The organism is Sphingobium limneticum, from assembly GCF_008710155.1.
In the GTDB taxonomy this organism is placed as follows: Bacteria; Pseudomonadota; Alphaproteobacteria; order Sphingomonadales; family Sphingomonadaceae; genus Sphingobium; species Sphingobium limneticum.
Genome location: NZ_VYPZ01000006.1, coordinates 162147 through 177597, shown reverse-complemented (window position 1 = coordinate 177597; position 15451 = coordinate 162147). Strand labels below are relative to the sequence as shown.

Genomic DNA, 15451 nt, shown 5'->3' with positions numbered 1-15451 from the left:
TTGGGCCTACATCTACTTCGTTATATCTGATCCTGATCGATTGCAGACAGAAGATTACCGAATTCAACATCAGCTGGTATCTAGAATATCAAATGTGTCTGGTGTGACTGAATCTCAGTTGCCGCCCCGCAATGCGAAGCTGGTTGTGACGAGCGATAAGGTGAGTCATCATGACTGAAATATATTCTGTTTCCTATAGTAGCGATTTAGCTGAACCTTATCGGGATCAGCTCATCGCATACTTGAAAAATGGAAAGTATATTATTGATTGGAACATGCCTTTTGATGGATTAATATTGCTTACGTCAAATCTTAATTCTGAGGAAGTTGCCGAACTATTCGCTGATTTCTTTGCGAATGAATTGCCTATTTTTGCAACCAAGTTGGTAATGCATCATAATTATGGGTTTTTACCTGAGCAATCTTTTGAGTGGTTTGAAGAGCAGAAAAATAAATACTGGCTTTCATCTTTTTTAAGTTCGGAATCGTGATGCCCAAACGCACTGACATCTCCTCCATCCTCATCATCGGCGCTGGTCCGATCATCATCGGCCAGGCGTGCGAGTTCGATTATTCGGGCACGCAGGCGGTCAAGGCGCTGAAGGAAGAGGGCTATCGCATCATCCTGGTCAATTCCAACCCGGCCACGATCATGACCGACCCGGAATTTGCCGACGCGACCTATGTCGAGCCGATCACGCCCGAAATCGTGGCGAAGATCATCGAGAAGGAGCGGCCGGATGCGGTGCTGCCGACCATGGGCGGGCAGACGGCGCTGAACACCGCGCTGGCGCTGTTCAACGACGGCACGCTGGCCAAGTACGGCGTGCAGATGATCGGCGCGGACGCCGAGGCGATCGACAAGGCCGAAGACCGGATCAAGTTCCGCGACGCCATGGACAAGATCGGTCTGGAAAGCGCCCGCTCGCGCATCGCCCACACGATGGAAGAGGCGCTGGAGGCGCTGGAATTTACCGGCCTTCCCTCGATCATCCGCCCCAGCTTCACCATGGGCGGCACCGGCGGCGGCATCGCCTATAATCGCGAAGAGTTTGTCAACATCGTGCGCGGTGGCCTGGACGCGTCGCCGACGACCGAGGTGCTGATCGAGGAATCGCTGATCGGCTGGAAAGAATATGAGATGGAAGTCGTGCGGGACCGCAACGACAATTGCATCATCATCTGTTCGATCGAAAATGTCGATCCGATGGGCGTCCATACGGGCGACTCCATCACCGTCGCGCCGGCGCTGACGCTGACCGACAAGGAATATCAGATCATGCGCAACGCGAGCATCGCGGTGCTGCGTGAAATCGGCGTGGAAACAGGCGGTTCCAACGTGCAGTTCTCGGTCAATCCGAAGGACGGCCGCCTGATCGTGATCGAGATGAACCCGCGTGTATCGCGCTCGTCCGCGCTGGCGTCGAAGGCCACCGGCTTCCCGATCGCCAAGGTCGCGGCGAAGCTGGCCGTGGGCTATACGCTGGACGAGATCACCAACGACATCACTGGCGCGACCCCGGCGTCGTTCGAACCGACCATCGACTATGTCGTGACGAAGATCCCGCGCTTCGCCTTCGAAAAGTTCAAGGGCGCCGAGCCGCTGCTGGGCACGGCGATGAAGTCCGTCGGCGAAGTCATGGCGATCGGCCGCAACATCCATGAATCGATGCAGAAGGCGCTGCGCGGTCTGGAAACCGGCCTCTCCGGCTTCAACAATGTCGATCATCTGGTCGGCGCGCCCAAGGACGATATCGTCGCCGCGCTGGCGCAGGCGACGCCCGACCGGCTGCTGGTCGCCGCGCAGGCGCTGCGTGAGGGGCTTTCCGTTCAGGAAATCCACAATATCGCCAAGTTCGACCCCTGGTTCCTGGAGCGGATCAAGGAAATCGTCGATGCGGAAGGCGAAGTGCTGGCCAATGGCCTGCCGCAGGATGCGGACGGCATGCGCCGCCTGAAATCCATGGGCTTTTCCGACAAGCGGCTCGCCTATCTGGCGCTAAAGTCGGCCAATCTGCGCGGCATGGAGCGCGGGATCGCACGCGGGTCGGGCCTGATCCACGAAGCGGTCAAGGCGATGACCGGCGGCGTGACGGAGGATGAAGTGCGCAAGCTGCGCCACAAGCTGGGCGTGCGCCCCGTCTTCAAGCGCATCGACACCTGCGCCGCCGAGTTCGAGGCGAAGACGCCCTACATGTATTCGACCTATGAAGCGCCGCTGTTCGGCGAGGCGGAGAATGAAGCCGCGCCGACCGATCGCAAGAAGGTCGTAATCCTGGGCGGCGGGCCGAACCGGATCGGGCAGGGGATCGAGTTCGACTATTGCTGCGTCCATGCCTGCTTCGCGTTGAGCGAGGTCGGCTATGAAACGATCATGGTGAACTGCAACCCGGAAACCGTGTCGACCGACTATGACACGTCCGACCGCCTCTATTTCGAGCCGCTGACGGCCGAAGACGTGCTGGAAATTCTCGCCGTCGAAATGTCGAACGGGACGCTGGCGGGCGTGCTGGTGCAGTTTGGCGGGCAGACGCCGCTCAAGCTGGCGCAGGCGCTGGAGGATGCGGGCATCCCGATCCTGGGCACCAGTCCCGATGCCATCGACCTGGCCGAAGATCGCGAGCGTTTCGCCGCGCTGATCGACAAGCTGAAGCTGCGCCAGCCGGCCAACGGCATCGCGCGCAGCCGTGAGGAAGCGATCGCAGTCGCCAATCGCATCGGTTATCCCGTCCTGATGCGGCCCAGCTATGTGCTGGGTGGCCGGGCGATGGAGATTGTCGACGGTCAGGCGCAGCTGGAGGAATATATCACCACGGCGGTCAAGGTATCGGGCGACTCGCCGGTGCTGATCGACCAATATCTGCGCGACGCGATCGAGGTCGATGTCGATGCGCTGTGCGATGGCGACGATGTGGTCGTGGCCGGCGTGTTGCAGCATATCGAGGAAGCGGGCGTCCATTCCGGCGACAGCGCCTGTTCGCTGCCGCCCTACAGCCTGTCGGACGAGATCATCGCGGAAATCGAGCGCCAGACCGAAGTGCTGGCCCACGCCCTGTCGGTGCGCGGCCTGATGAACATCCAGTTCGCTGTGAAGGACGGCGTCGTCTATCTGATCGAAGTCAATCCGCGCGCCAGCCGCACGGTGCCCTTCGTCGCCAAGGCGATCGGCACGCCGATTGCCAAGATCGCCAGCCGCGTGATGGCGGGCGAGAAGATCAAGGATCTGCCCAGGATCGACCGCAATGCGATCAGCCATGTGGCGGTGAAGGAAGCGGTCTTCCCGTTCAACCGCTTCCCCGGCGTCGATCCGGTCCTGTCACCGGAAATGAAGAGCACCGGCGAAGTCATGGGGATCGATAGCAATTTCGCGATCGCCTTCGCCAAGGCGCAGATCGGCGCGGGTACCGTGTTGCCGACCAGCGGCACGGTGTTCATTTCGCTCAAGGACACGGACAAGCCGGTCATCCTGCCGGCGGCTGCCAAGCTGGTGGCGATGGGCTTCAAGCTGATCGCGACCGGTGGCACGGCCGATTATCTGGCGGACCATGGTATCGCGGTGGAGAAGGTGAACAAGGTCGCCGAGGGTCGTCCGCATATCGTGGACAAGATCACCGATGGCGATGTGCAGTTGATCTTCAACACGACCGAGGGCTGGCAGTCGCTCAAGGACAGCAAGGCGATCCGTACCAGCGCGCTGCGCCAGAAGGTGGCGAGCTTCACTACGGCGGCCGCCAGCGTCGCTGCGGCGGACGCGATCGAGGCTTTGCGGGGCCATCCCCTTGAAGTGCGCTCGCTCCAGTCCTATTATCCCCTGTCGCACGCTTGATCCCCTGCACAGGAATGATGCTGCGGGGCGGTTCCTGAAGAAGGGGCCGCCACAGGGAAGTTTTGACGAAGGATTTTAGGGAATGGCGACCGTCGAGAAGATGCCGATGCTGCAAATGGGCTATGACAAGCTCAACACGCAGCTCCGCGAATTGAAGGCCGAACGGCCCTTGATCGTGGACGCCATCGAAGAAGCGCGCGCGCATGGCGATTTGTCGGAAAACGCGGAATATCACGCGGCCAAGGAGCGCCAGGGTCAGGTCGAAGCGACCATCAACGACCTGGAAGACAAGCTGTCGCGTGCGCAGGTGATCGACCCCACGACGCTGTCGGGTGACAAGATCATCTTCGGCGCGACCGTGACGCTGCTGGACGAAGACGACAAGCCGGTGAAATACCAGATTGTCGGCCAGGCAGAAGCGGACGCCAAGCAGGGCATGATTTCGTATAACAGCCCGCTGGGCCGTGCGCTGATCGGCCGTACCGTCGGCGAAGATGTGGAAGTGTCCGTCCCGTCGGGCGACAAATTCTACCAGGTCGACAAGATCGATTTCATCTGACCGTGAAACTGCCGGCCGGACGATTGACCAACGGGATCGCGGCGATCACTTTCGCCGCGTTCCTGCTGCTGTTTCTAACGGGGCAGGTGGATAATGCCGCCATCATCGGCGGCTTCATTCCCGCGCGGCTAGGTGACGGTGCGTTGCTGGATGGCATGGCCGCCGTGCCGGCCTGGCTGACGCCGCTCAGTTGCACCTTCATCCATGCTGGTTGGCTGCATATCGGCTTCAACCTGCTGATGCTGCTGTTCTGCGGCCGGCAGGTGGAGCATGTGCTGGGCTGGGGCGGGACTTTGGCCCTCTACATCGTCGGGGCCTATGGCGCCTGTCTGGCGCAATGGGCGATCGATCCCGGCTCGACCAATCCGATGGTGGGCGCGAGCGGCGCCATTTCCGCGATCATCGCGCCCTATGCGCTGCTGTACAGCCAGCAGCAGGTGCGCGCTTTCGGGCCTTTTTCGGCCAATCTGGTGCGGCTCTTGTGGCTGGCGGCCGGCTGGATCGCGGTGCAGTTGATGATCGGGATCGCCAGCGGTGCCGGTATGAACGAATTGGGGAAGATCGCGATTGCCGCGCATATCGGCGGCTTTATCGTGGGGCTGGCTATGACGCGGCCCTTGCTGCGCTGGCGGTTTCGGAAGAAGCCGCGGGCGGTGCAGTAACGCCCGTCTGGGCGAAGATTTTCAGATTGGCTGGATAAACGCCCGTTCGTGTCGAGCGAAGTCGAGACATGATAGCGCTGGGCGCTTCTCGACTTCGCTCGAAGCGAACGGATGAACTGTTAGGCGCTCGGCAATTCCGGTTCGAGCAGACGGTGCAGATGCACGATCACATAGCGCATTTCGGCATCGTCGACCGTGCGCTGCGCGGCGCTGCGCCAGGCCTTTTCAGCCGAAGCATAGTCGGGATAGACGCCAACCAGATCGACGGCGGACAGATCTTGAAATTCCAGCGTCTGCGGGTTGGTTACGCGGCCGCCCATCACCAGATGCATTTTGCTCATGGCTTTTTATATTCTCCTGTGGCTGATGGCGACGCCTTAGCATCGTCGCTGGCATCAGCCAAGGAGAGGAGCGGCAAGCGTCGATTGCGTTTGCCGCAATCGCGATTAGTTTTTGGGCAATCGTGCCTTGATGGCGTCGCTGAGCGCGTCGACCTTGGCCGCGACCAGCGCGGTGACTTCATCGGCGAGCTTGGATGCCTTGGCCGGCAGGTCGGCGGACGCCACGCTGTCGCGCGCATCGGCCGCGACGTCGCTGGCCGCATGAAGGGCGTTGGCCGCGCTCTTTCTGATGCCGCCTGCGCTGTCGGCGGCGGAATGGAGAGCGCTGGACGCACCCTGCTTGACCGTTTCGGCGCCTTCCGCAGCGGCGGCGCGGGCGGCCACGGCGGCTTCCAGCACGCGCGACCCGGCGGTCACGGCCAGGCCCGGCAGCGCCTTCATCACGCGGCGGCTCTTGGGGAACATCCAGGCGACGACGGCGCCCACGGCAACGGCGCCGGCCACGGCGACGATCGGATGTTCCTGGACGATTTCATTGGCGCGGGTTGCGACGCGCTGGGTCCGGTCCTTAGCGTCCCCGTAAGCTTCGCTCGCCTTGTCGCGGCCGGTCTGGATCAGGTCGCCGGCGCTTTCGCGGGCCTTGTCGGTGGTGTCCTTGATCTTGTCCGTCGCATTGATGGCCGCATCATTGGCGGCCTCGCGAACGCGGGTGATCTGGGCGCGGATGTCAGCCATCATCATTCTCCGAAATATCTGCGTCTATGTTCCTGAAACGAACGTACAGCCGCCCGAAAAGTGCCGCCAGCGGGCGACGGAAGAGAAAGAGGCCGAAGGCGGTGGCTGCTGCGCCGATTGCGACGGGGCGCTGCTGCGCCTTGGCCGCGATCCGGGCGATGCCGCCTCGCACCGCGCCACTCGCCTTGTCCTTCGCATCCTGCTTCAGCCGGGCAGGGGTGATACGGGCCTTGGCCTCTTCCGCCGTCAGCTGGAGGCGGCCTTTTGCGGTGTCGGCCCGATCGCAGGCGGCGCGATAGCGGCTTTCCAGATTCATGGCGCGATCGCCTTCTTCATGCGCGTGATGCAGCCCTTGGCGGCGAGCAGCAGCAGCAGGGTGACAAGCAATCCGCCGCCCACCACGATCAACGTGGCCCAGATCGGCGCCATCAGTTGGGAAAGTGCGATCACCAGACCCACCAACAAGGCGATGATGCTGGCAAAGGCGAGCATGAGCGCGACCACGGCAAAGATGGCGGCGTTGCGCACGCCAGTACCGATGATGCCGGCGCGCAGCTTCTGCTTTTCCGCTTCGGCGGCGGCATAGGCGCGGCCGTCGGCATAGAGCCGCGCCAACACCTCTTTCACGCTTTCGTCGCGCGCATGATCTTCGGGCGCGCCGTCGGGCTGCCCATCGGTCGGCAGCGTTGCCGCCGTATCCGCTGGTTCGTCAGTCAATTAGCCCTCCGCCCCGCCTTGCGGGCCTGTGCGTCGGTCGGAATATGCGATCGAACGAAGGCTTACGCCTTGTCGTCCGATCCCTTGGCAAGGCGCATCAGCACGAAGCCGACCACGGCCGCCGCGCCGATCGCGACCGCCGGGCTTTTCCGCACGAAATCGCGCGCTTCGCCGATCAGCTGGTCGACATCCTTGGCATCCAGCGAATCCGCCGCACCAGCGACCGATTCCGCCGCCTGACGGGCATAGTCGCCATATTGCGGGCCGAGTTTGGAATCGACCGTGCCGGCCGTGTCGGAAATCAGCTTGGCCAGGCTTTGCAGCGTGGTGCCGGTCTTGTCCTTGGCGACGCCGGCGGCGGACTTGGCGGTCTTGCCGGCCTGTTCCTTGATCGGGTCGATATGCGCCTTCCAATCGACCGCGTTGAACTTGTCGGTGGCGACCTTGGCCGCCTTTTCAGCCTGCGCCTTGATCGGTGCGATCTGCGCGGTCCAGCCATGCGAGGCGGCGCCATTGCCGGGCTTCTTCACTGCGGGCGCCTTGCGGATCGCGGCCTTCTTGACCGGGGCGGTCTTCACGGCGGGCGAGGAGGGGCTGGCAATCGGCGACTTGGCCGCCTTCGCCTTCGTCGGCTTGACGACAGCCGTCTTCTTCACGCGCTTGACGGGCGGGGTTTCCGGTGTGTCGGCCATGGTCCTCGTATCTCCCTTTCAAATTCGGCATGGGGCCGGCAAGGCCGGCGGGCATCATGGTTCAAATGCCTCGCGGCGGCCTACAGTTCCGTTGCCGTTACATTTTCGACCATCGGCATTTTTTGCGTCTGCGCAACCCCCTGCATTGCCAATAAGGGAGGCGCTGGCTAAGCGGAGCGCGCATCAAGGGCCGCAATGCCCACCGCCACGACGCTAAGTGCAGGAGCGATCATGACCGCCATTCTCGATATTCACGCCCGCCAGATTCTCGACAGCCGTGGCAACCCCACCGTCGAAGTCGACGTCATGCTGGAAGATGGCAGCTTCGGCCGCGCCGCCGTGCCCTCGGGCGCGTCCACCGGCGCCTATGAAGCGGTCGAAAAGCGCGACGGCGATGCCTCCAAATATCTGGGCAAGGGCGTTCTTCAGGCCGTCGCCGCCGTCAACGACGAGATCGCCGGCGAACTGATCGGCCTGGACGCCGAGGATCAGGGCGAAGTCGACGCCGCGATGATCGCGCTCGACGGCACCGAAAACAAGTCGCGCCTGGGCGCCAACGCGATCTTGGGCGTATCGCTCGCCGCCGCCAAGGCCGCTGCCGACGCGCGCGGCCTGCCGCTCTATCGCTATGTCGGTGGCGTGCAGTCGCATGTCCTGCCGGTGCCGATGATGAACATCATCAACGGCGGCGAACATGCCGACAACCCGATCGATTTCCAGGAATTCATGATCATGCCGGTCGGTGCCGAAAGCATCGCCGACGCGGTCCGCATCGGGTCGGAAATCTTCCATACCCTCAAAAAGGGCCTGCACGACAAGGGCCTGGCGACCTCGGTCGGCGATGAAGGCGGCTTTGCCCCCAACATCGCTTCGACCCGCGACGCGCTCGACTTCATCATGCTGTCGATCGAAAAGGCGGGCTACAAGCCGGGCGACGACGTCGTGCTGGCGCTGGACTGCGCCGCGACGGAGTTTTTCAAGAACGGCCGTTACGAGATTTCGGGCGAAGGCCTGTCGCTGGCGCCGGTCGAAATGGCCGACTATCTGGCCGCGCTGACCGCCGACTATCCGATCAAGTCGATCGAAGACGGCATGAGCGAGGATGATTTCGAAGGCTGGAAGGCGCTGACCGACAAGATCGGGCATCAGGTGCAGCTGGTCGGCGACGATCTGTTCGTCACCAATCCCGCGCGCCTGGCCATGGGCATCGGCAAGGGGCTGGCCAATTCGCTGCTGGTGAAGGTCAACCAGATCGGCACGCTGACCGAAACGCTGGCCGCCGTCGATCTGGCGCATCGGTCGCGCTACACCGCCGTCATGTCGCACCGTTCGGGCGAGACGGAGGATTCGACCATCGCCGACCTCGCCGTCGCGACCAATTGCGGGCAGATCAAGACCGGTTCGCTCGCCCGTTCGGACCGGTTGGCCAAGTATAACCAGCTGATCCGTATCGAGGAAGAATTGGGCGACATCGCCGTCTATGCCGGTCGCTCCATCTTCCGCTAAAAGTTAAGAAAGACTCGGCCGGCCGCAAGCGATGCATTTTTCGCTTGCGGCCGGCCTTTTCCTGTGATTCTTCTGATTTATGGCGCACATCGCGAAACTTCGTCTCCTCCTGTGGTCGGCTATCGGCCCTGCGATTGCGCTGCTCCTCCTGCTGTTCTTCGCCGGCTATGTCGTGCTGGGCGCCAACGGGGTGCTGGCATGGGGTGACTATTCGCGCCAGTTGCACGTCGCGCAGGCGGAATTGAAGCAGACCCGCCATGCGCAGGCCGAATTGCGCAATCGTGTCGACCTGCTCAATCCACGCCGCGTGGACCCGGATCTGAGCGACGAATTGATCCGTCGTCAGCTGGGGGTGATTCACCATGACGAAGTGGTCGTGCCGCTCAACTGACATGGGCATTGACGTTACGGATGCGTGACGGCCGCGCAAGGATTTTGCGTACATATCCTTCCGTTGGTAATTTTGCTGCGAGCGCGTTTTGCCAGTCTGTGACTAGGCCGTTCAAAGCCATCAATTTTCGGTAACAGCTATTGGTTCTGGCCGGATTCCGGGGGTCTGCAGTTGCAATATATGCAACTCTATCGCTATATCGGACTTCCTTCCATCCTACCCCCACGCAAAAGGATAATAGCCTTGGCGAAACCAACCACGCCGCGCGCTGCAAGCGCAAAGGCAAAGGCGGCTGCACCCGCCGCTGCCGGTGCGGACCATAACCGGCCGCGCCCGGAAACGCCGACCGATTACAAGGCCAGCAAGGAAGAGCTGCTGGAATTCTACCGGCAGATGGTTCTCATCCGCCGTTTCGAGGAAAAGGCCGGCCAATTGTACGGCCTGGGCTTCATCGGCGGCTTCTGCCACCTCTATATCGGTCAGGAAGCGGTTGCCGTCGGCATCCAGTCGGCGCTCGTGCCCGGCAAGGACAGCGTCATCACCGGCTATCGCGACCATGGCCACATGCTGGCCTATGGCATCGACCCCAAGGTCATCATGGCCGAACTGACCGGCCGTGAAGCGGGTATCTCGCGCGGCAAGGGCGGTTCGATGCATATGTTCAGCGTCGAACATAAATTCTTCGGCGGCCATGGCATCGTCGGTGCGCAGGTGTCGCTGGGCGCGGGCCTGGGCTTCGCGCACAAATATAATGGAGATGGCGGCGTCTGCGTCGCTTACTTCGGTGACGGCGCGGCCAACCAGGGCCAGGTCTATGAATCGTTCAACATGGCCGAGCTGTGGAAGTTGCCGATCATCTTCGTGATCGAAAACAACCAGTACGCCATGGGCACCAGCGTCAACCGCGCGTCGTCGGAAGACCAGCTGTATCGCCGTGGCGAAAGCTTCCGCATCCCCGGCATCCAGGTCGACGGCATGGACGTGCTGGCCGTACGCGGCGCGACCGAAGAAGCGCTGAAATGGGTGCAGGAGGGCAATGGCCCGATCCTGCTGGAAATGAAGACCTACCGCTATCGCGGTCACTCCATGTCCGACCCGGCCAAATATCGCTCGCGTGAAGAAGTGCAGGCGATGCGCGACAAGTCCGACCCGATCGAGGGCGTCAAGAAGTACCTGCTCGAAGCTGGCGTCAGCGAAGACGATATCAAGCTGATCGATCAGGACATTCGCAAGGTCGTGGCGGAAGCCGCCGACTTCGCCGAAACCTCGCCCGAACCGGAACTGGCTGAACTCTATACCGACGTGTTGGTGGAGCAATATTAATGGGTATCGAAATCAAGATGCCGGCGCTCTCGCCGACGATGGAAGAGGGCACGCTGGCCAAATGGCTGGTGAAGGAAGGCGACGAAGTGAAGTCGGGCGATATCCTGGCGGAAATCGAAACCGACAAGGCGACGATGGAATTCGAAGCCGTCGATGAAGGCCAGATCGGCAAGATCCTGATCGCCGAAGGCAGCGAAGGCGTGAAGGTCGGCACCGTGATCGCCACGATGGCGGGCGAAGGCGGCGAAGAAGCGCCTGCACCAGCGCCCAAGGCTGCCGAAGCCCCCAAGGCCGACGCCGAAGCCCCCAAGAAGGCCGAAAGCGGCACGTCCAAGCTGGCGTCCGAAGCCCGCGCGACCGTGCAGGATCCGGACCTTCCCGAAGGCACCGAGTTCGTCAAGACGACGGTCCGCGAAGCGCTGCGCGACGCGATGGCCGAAGAAATGCGCAAGGACGAGCGCGTTTTCGTGATGGGCGAGGAAGTCGCCGAATATCAGGGCGCGTACAAGGTGACGCAGGGCCTGCTCGACGAATTTGGCGACAAGCGCGTCATCGACACGCCGATCACCGAATATGGCTTTGCCGGCATCGGTGCGGGCGCGGCCATGGGCGGCTTGCGCCCGGTCATCGAGTTCATGACGTTCAATTTCGCCATGCAGGCGATCGACCACATCATCAACTCGGCGGCCAAGACCAACTACATGTCCGGCGGCCAGATGCGTTGCCCGATCGTGTTCCGTGGTCCCAACGGCGCGGCCAGCCGCGTCGGCGCGCAGCACAGCCAGAATTACGGTCCCTGGTATGCCGCCGTTCCCGGCCTGATCGTCATCGCGCCTTATGACGCGGCTGATGCGAAAGGCCTGCTGAAGGCCGCGATCCGCTCGACCGATCCGGTCGTGTTCCTGGAGAATGAACTTCTCTACGGTCGCAGCTTCGACGTGCCCAAGGTGGACGATTATGTCCTGCCGATCGGCAAGGCCCGCATCATGCGTCCGGGCAAGGACGTCACGCTGGTCAGCTACTCGATCGGCGTGGGCCTTGCGCTCGACGCGGCGGCGACACTGGCCGAGGAAGGTATCGACGCCGAAGTGATCGATCTGCGCACGCTGCGCCCGCTCGACACCGCGACGGTGCTGGAAAGCCTGAAGAAGACCAACCGCCTGGTTGTGGTGGAAGAAGGCTGGCCGACCTGCTCGATCGCGTCGGAAATCGCCGCTGTCGTCATGGAGCAGGGCTTCGACGATCTCGACGCGCCGGTTCTGCGCGTCACCAACGAAGACGTGCCGCTGCCCTATGCCGCGAACCTTGAAAAGCTGGCGCTGATCGACGCGGCCCGCGTGGTCGCGGCGGCCAAGAAGGTCTGTTACAAGTAAGACCGGCCGAAGGCTGGAAAAGGAAAGGGCGGCTATTTCAGCCGCCCTTTTTCATGTCTGTCAATGCTCAGTCGCTGAGGCGAAACCCTCAGGTGCAGAGTGCTCTCGCGCTAGTTGCCAGATTGCCGGCATTCTTGATGTCCTGATCGGTCCGTTCGCGCACGTTGAAAGCGCTGGTGTAACGGATGATCTTGGGACCGAAGATCGTGCTGCTGACCAGAGGCTGGTAATTATAGGCCACTTCCACGAACATGACCGCCGTACCGCTGGCCGGCGTGACCTTCGTGGCCGCAGTCGTGCCAGGCCCCATACCATCCTTCATTGACGCGTCATTCGTGCCGTTACCGGCAACGCCATAGCTGGACGTGAAGTTGCCGCTGCCCCAGCACCGTTGCCAGCGGATATAGTTGCCAGCGTTGCTGCCGGTTTTCCCATTGGGTTCCAGATCCGACAGGAAGATCCGGCCATTGGCCTTGAGCTTCAGCGCATCCGTGGACAAGTCCGCGCCGGTCATGATTTCATTCACGTCCGCATCGTCGATGGAGGTGCGTACGCGCGCGGCATTGTCGGCCACGAGCATGGCGACTTGGCTGATACGCATATGGGCCAGCGCCAGATTGGCACATTCAAGGCCGGTCAGACCCAGGATGAGCAATACGGGCAGGGAAAAAGCGAACTCGATCAGCGCGAGGCCGCGATTGTCGCGGCGCAGGCGGTGCAGAAGGGCCAAGAGCGGGCTGATACGCATCGTCAGTTGCACTTTATCGCGGGAGTGGTCTGGTTCGCCCATGGCTGGTTGCGCACCATAGTGGATGCGGTGGCGGACTGCGTTGCGCTCCAGCCTAGCATCTTGGCCAACGGGAACAGGCGCGGCATGGATACCGTCACCTCATAATAGACGATGTCGTCCGCGCCACCCAGGCCGGTGGCGCCGCTATTGGTATCGTAGCTGCCGTTGCCATTGGCGTCTTCGTAACAGTCACCAACATTATAGGTGCCTAGTGGCACGGTATCGGTGGTGATCTTCTCCGGTTTTCCGACGCGGGAGAAATTATAATAGCTTTTCTTGGTGGTCGACGCCGTGCCGTTCTTCGAATTGATGGCAGCCATCTGCGCTTCGATATAGGCGTCGATCTGACTGTTGTTCAGCGTTCCGACCGAAGCGGCGCGCGCCGCTTTTTCCAGCACGCCACGCGTTACGGCGCGCAAATAGGATTGATAGCCGAGGTCGCCGATCGCCATGATGGTCAGGATCAGCGGCCCGGCGACCAGCCCGAATTCCAGCAGCGTCGCACCACGCGCATGATCGCGTAGCCGGGTGAAAAAGCGAGCGAGATGGCCGATCATTGCGACAACCTCAAACCACCGATATTCTTGGCGATGTCCCTGAACTTCTGGCTGAGGGCCGAGGCCGTATAAGCCATGGTCCAGTGGTTCGAAGAGGTGGCGCACCCTTGCAGCGGTGCCTGAATATTCCCTTCCGACTGGTTGCGGAAACCGATCACCCACACGGTGATGCCCATGCCCTTGATCGAATTGCACAGCATGGTCAGGCGGTTGTTGTGGATGGCGGTCAACGATGTGTCGGCCGTACTGGTCGAGGCGACGCGGCCATCCAGCAACTGATAGCCATAAGCACCATAGACGCTTTGATAGGCGCTCATGTCACCATCCGTCATGAAGACGATATGGCGCGAGATGTTGAAGCCATTGGGGGCGGTGGCATTGTTGCTGGCGAAGATGCCGTTGGGCGACAGGAAGCGCGCGCCCCACAACATCCCGATGTCATGATAGGTGCCACCGACCGCTACCAGCCCGTCGATATAGCTGTTGAAACTGCTGTTCTGGCCGGTCGGCGTGGTCGTGCGATTAGCGTAGCTGGTCAGGACGCGCGACTGGCTGGGGCATGCGTTCCAGCCGCCGCTGATACGATCGGCATCGTTAAGATAGGCCCCGCTCCGCGTGAACTCCACTTCCGGCCAATGGGGGCGCCACCGCGTGTCGGTATCGGTTGGCGCTTCATTGACATTCAAGTCATGAGCATTTGCCGGAACGGAGGCTGTCGACGATGTGGCCGTGATCGTATTGTCGGTCGATCGTTCCTCGATACAGCCGGCCCAGGTCGTGTTGGCGGGGACGGGTTGACCGTCCACATCATTGGGCGTGCTGGCATAATAGGTTGGGTTGGGCACCGAATTGCCGGCGATATAGTCCGATACGGCAAAATCGTAATCGCCATATTCGATCTTCAGTTCGGCCCAGCCGGGCAGCGCGGCATAGCCGCTATTATGCGTGGTGGTGGTTTCACGCCGCACGCAGGATTTGGAAGTCGATCCCGATGAAGGGACGGGCGACGCGCCATTATATGTCTCGGGGGTATATGTGACTTTGGTAATTGTATTCGGCGCCGACCCGCTAAGCGTGGCGGCCGTATTGCCCCAATTATAACATTGGGTTTGCGTCCTGTTGCTCCCGCTGTCTTTCTCTGCATCCGCGAGCGCCGCTCGGCAACTATTGCTGTTATATTTGCGGTAGCAGGTGATCGACGACGAAGACGAGCCGCCGGATGATGACTGCGGCGTCTCGTTATAATAGGTCATGCGACGGCTATTATAGGTCCAGGTTTCGCCACTCCGGCCACCGACAAGGGCTGTGGACGGAAGTTGATAGCCGACATTGACGGTCGAACTATAGGGCATGAACCCATAGCGGATGCGGCCGGTCTGGTCGGATCCGGCGCCCAGCGTATCGTAGAAATCCTTCACCGCCTGCTTCAGCGCGGCAAGGCGCGTGGTGCTGCCGCCATTGCCGTCCGATATGGAAGAGGCCATCGACCCGGTGGTATCCAAAACCATCATGACGTCGGTATTGCCGATGTCGAACCGGCTTTCGCACGTCACGCTGAGTGGTAGGGTGGTGTAACCGAAAATCTTCATCAGCGTGGTCGGCATGGTCGATTCCGCCGATACCTGAACGGTCGTTGTTTCACCCGGCTTGCTCTGGATCACAGGTACGAAGTCTGCGGTCTGGAATGTGTTCTGGGGAAAGTTGAAGTCGAAGAATTTCCGGGCCTCGGCAATGTTGGCGGCGGTCATGGACGATCCGGTCATGGCGCGACGGCCCGCCAGAGCGGCGGAGTCGCAGGCCTGCTGCATGCGGGCGCGGGCCATATATGCGCGGCTCATGTCCAGGCCGCCGCCGATCAGCGCGGCCAGCGGAATGATCGCCGCGGCGACCATTGCCATGACGTTCCCCGACTGGTTGCCTGCCAACCGCCGCAGAAAACCCATAGGATGTTCGTTTGTCTTGCCCATTTGCCTGCAATC

General features: G+C 61.5%; 16 protein-coding genes. 8 read left to right on the top strand and 8 right to left on the bottom strand.

Going from position 1 to position 15451, the window contains the following annotated elements:
* Positions 1-170 precede the first annotated feature (170 nt).
* From F4U94_RS10115 to F4U94_RS10100, 4 genes are all read left to right on the top strand, one after another.
* Positions 171-491, top strand: a complete 321-nt coding sequence (locus tag F4U94_RS10115; RefSeq protein WP_145986195.1) for a hypothetical protein — start codon at positions 171-173, stop codon at positions 489-491.
* Positions 491-3826 (top strand): carbamoyl-phosphate synthase large subunit, encoded by a 3336-nt coding sequence (carB, locus tag F4U94_RS10110; protein WP_120249679.1) that lies wholly within the window; start codon positions 491-493, stop codon positions 3824-3826. Before F4U94_RS10115 ends, carB begins: the two co-directional genes overlap by 1 nt.
* Before the next feature lie 82 nt (positions 3827-3908).
* Positions 3909-4385 (top strand): transcription elongation factor GreA, encoded by a 477-nt coding sequence (greA, locus tag F4U94_RS10105; RefSeq protein WP_120249680.1) that lies wholly within the window; start codon positions 3909-3911, stop codon positions 4383-4385.
* 2 nt (positions 4386-4387) lie between these two features.
* Positions 4388-5047: a rhomboid family intramembrane serine protease gene (locus F4U94_RS10100; RefSeq protein ID WP_120249681.1), complete on the top strand. Its 660-nt coding sequence runs from the start codon at positions 4388-4390 to the stop codon at positions 5045-5047.
* A gap of 119 nt (positions 5048-5166) precedes the next feature.
* On the opposite strand, the gene F4U94_RS10095 is transcribed toward F4U94_RS10100, so the two are convergent.
* The 5 genes from F4U94_RS10095 to F4U94_RS10075 form a co-directional block, all read right to left on the bottom strand.
* Positions 5167-5388, bottom strand: coding sequence for a DUF4170 domain-containing protein (locus tag F4U94_RS10095; protein WP_120249682.1), 222 nt, complete (start codon positions 5386-5388; stop codon positions 5167-5169).
* A gap of 105 nt (positions 5389-5493) precedes the next feature.
* On the bottom strand, positions 5494-6123 hold the full coding sequence (locus F4U94_RS10090) for a DUF883 family protein (RefSeq protein WP_120249683.1): 630 nt from the start codon (positions 6121-6123) through the stop codon (positions 5494-5496).
* A complete protein-coding gene (locus F4U94_RS10085) occupies positions 6116-6439 on the bottom strand; it encodes a hypothetical protein (protein ID WP_120249684.1) in 324 nt (107 codons plus the stop codon). The genes F4U94_RS10090 and F4U94_RS10085 overlap by 8 nt, the downstream gene beginning before the upstream one ends.
* Positions 6436-6840 (bottom strand): phage holin family protein, encoded by a 405-nt coding sequence (locus F4U94_RS10080; RefSeq protein ID WP_120249685.1) that lies wholly within the window; start codon positions 6838-6840, stop codon positions 6436-6438. Before F4U94_RS10080 ends, F4U94_RS10085 begins: the two co-directional genes overlap by 4 nt.
* Before the next feature lie 62 nt (positions 6841-6902).
* A complete protein-coding gene (locus tag F4U94_RS10075) occupies positions 6903-7532 on the bottom strand; it encodes a hypothetical protein (protein WP_120249686.1) in 630 nt (209 codons plus the stop codon).
* A gap of 231 nt (positions 7533-7763) precedes the next feature.
* On the opposite strand from F4U94_RS10075, the gene eno reads away from it, so the two are divergent.
* The 4 genes from eno to F4U94_RS10055 all read left to right on the top strand — a co-directional run bounded on the left by eno (position 7764) and on the right by F4U94_RS10055 (position 12125).
* Positions 7764-9038 (top strand): phosphopyruvate hydratase, encoded by a 1275-nt coding sequence (gene eno / locus F4U94_RS10070; RefSeq protein ID WP_120249687.1) that lies wholly within the window; start codon positions 7764-7766, stop codon positions 9036-9038.
* 79 nt (positions 9039-9117) lie between these two features.
* The gene (locus F4U94_RS10065) at positions 9118-9429 is read left to right on the top strand and encodes an FtsB family cell division protein (protein ID WP_120249688.1); all 312 of its coding nucleotides are present in this window, start codon (positions 9118-9120) and stop codon (positions 9427-9429) included.
* Positions 9430-9672: 243 nt separating this feature from the next.
* Complete coding sequence (pdhA, locus tag F4U94_RS10060; protein ID WP_120249689.1) at positions 9673-10752, top strand: pyruvate dehydrogenase (acetyl-transferring) E1 component subunit alpha; 1080 nt, start codon at positions 9673-9675, stop codon at positions 10750-10752.
* Positions 10752-12125, top strand: a complete 1374-nt coding sequence (locus tag F4U94_RS10055) for a pyruvate dehydrogenase complex E1 component subunit beta (protein WP_120249690.1) — start codon at positions 10752-10754, stop codon at positions 12123-12125. The genes pdhA and F4U94_RS10055 overlap by 1 nt, the downstream gene beginning before the upstream one ends.
* Positions 12126-12213: 88 nt before the next feature.
* Here the strand turns inward: F4U94_RS10055 and F4U94_RS10050 are convergent, their stop codons facing one another.
* From F4U94_RS10050 to F4U94_RS10040, 3 genes are read right to left on the bottom strand one after another with little or no spacing between them, the layout of a single operon-like run.
* A complete protein-coding gene (locus tag F4U94_RS10050; protein ID WP_120251983.1) occupies positions 12214-12873 on the bottom strand; it encodes a TadE/TadG family type IV pilus assembly protein in 660 nt (219 codons plus the stop codon).
* A 2-nt stretch (positions 12874-12875) separates the two neighbouring features.
* On the bottom strand, positions 12876-13472 hold the full coding sequence (locus F4U94_RS10045) for a TadE/TadG family type IV pilus assembly protein (protein WP_120249691.1): 597 nt from the start codon (positions 13470-13472) through the stop codon (positions 12876-12878).
* A complete protein-coding gene (locus F4U94_RS10040; protein ID WP_249042041.1) occupies positions 13469-15370 on the bottom strand; it encodes a pilus assembly protein TadG-related protein in 1902 nt (633 codons plus the stop codon). Before F4U94_RS10040 ends, F4U94_RS10045 begins: the two co-directional genes overlap by 4 nt.
* Positions 15371-15451: the final 81 nt, after the last annotated feature.

Coding starts and splice junctions, on each gene's coding strand:
- F4U94_RS10115 (WP_145986195.1), top strand. CDS start 171: ATGACTGAAATATATTCTGTTTCCTATAGTAGCGATTTAGCTGAACCT.
- carB (WP_120249679.1), top strand. CDS start 491: ATGCCCAAACGCACTGACATCTCCTCCATCCTCATCATCGGCGCTGGT.
- greA (WP_120249680.1), top strand. CDS start 3,909: ATGGCGACCGTCGAGAAGATGCCGATGCTGCAAATGGGCTATGACAAG.
- F4U94_RS10095 (WP_120249682.1), bottom strand. CDS start 5,388: ATGAGCAAAATGCATCTGGTGATGGGCGGCCGCGTAACCAACCCGCAG.
- F4U94_RS10090 (WP_120249683.1), bottom strand. CDS start 6,123: ATGGCTGACATCCGCGCCCAGATCACCCGCGTTCGCGAGGCCGCCAAT.
- F4U94_RS10085 (WP_120249684.1), bottom strand. CDS start 6,439: ATGAATCTGGAAAGCCGCTATCGCGCCGCCTGCGATCGGGCCGACACC.
- F4U94_RS10075 (WP_120249686.1), bottom strand. CDS start 7,532: ATGGCCGACACACCGGAAACCCCGCCCGTCAAGCGCGTGAAGAAGACG.
- eno (WP_120249687.1), top strand. CDS start 7,764: ATGACCGCCATTCTCGATATTCACGCCCGCCAGATTCTCGACAGCCGT.
- F4U94_RS10065 (WP_120249688.1), top strand. CDS start 9,118: ATGGCGCACATCGCGAAACTTCGTCTCCTCCTGTGGTCGGCTATCGGC.
- F4U94_RS10055 (WP_120249690.1), top strand. CDS start 10,752: ATGGGTATCGAAATCAAGATGCCGGCGCTCTCGCCGACGATGGAAGAG.
- F4U94_RS10050 (WP_120251983.1), bottom strand. CDS start 12,873: ATGCGTATCAGCCCGCTCTTGGCCCTTCTGCACCGCCTGCGCCGCGAC.
- F4U94_RS10045 (WP_120249691.1), bottom strand. CDS start 13,472: ATGATCGGCCATCTCGCTCGCTTTTTCACCCGGCTACGCGATCATGCG.
- F4U94_RS10040 (WP_249042041.1), bottom strand. CDS start 15,370: ATGGCAATGGTCGCCGCGGCGATCATTCCGCTGGCCGCGCTGATCGGC.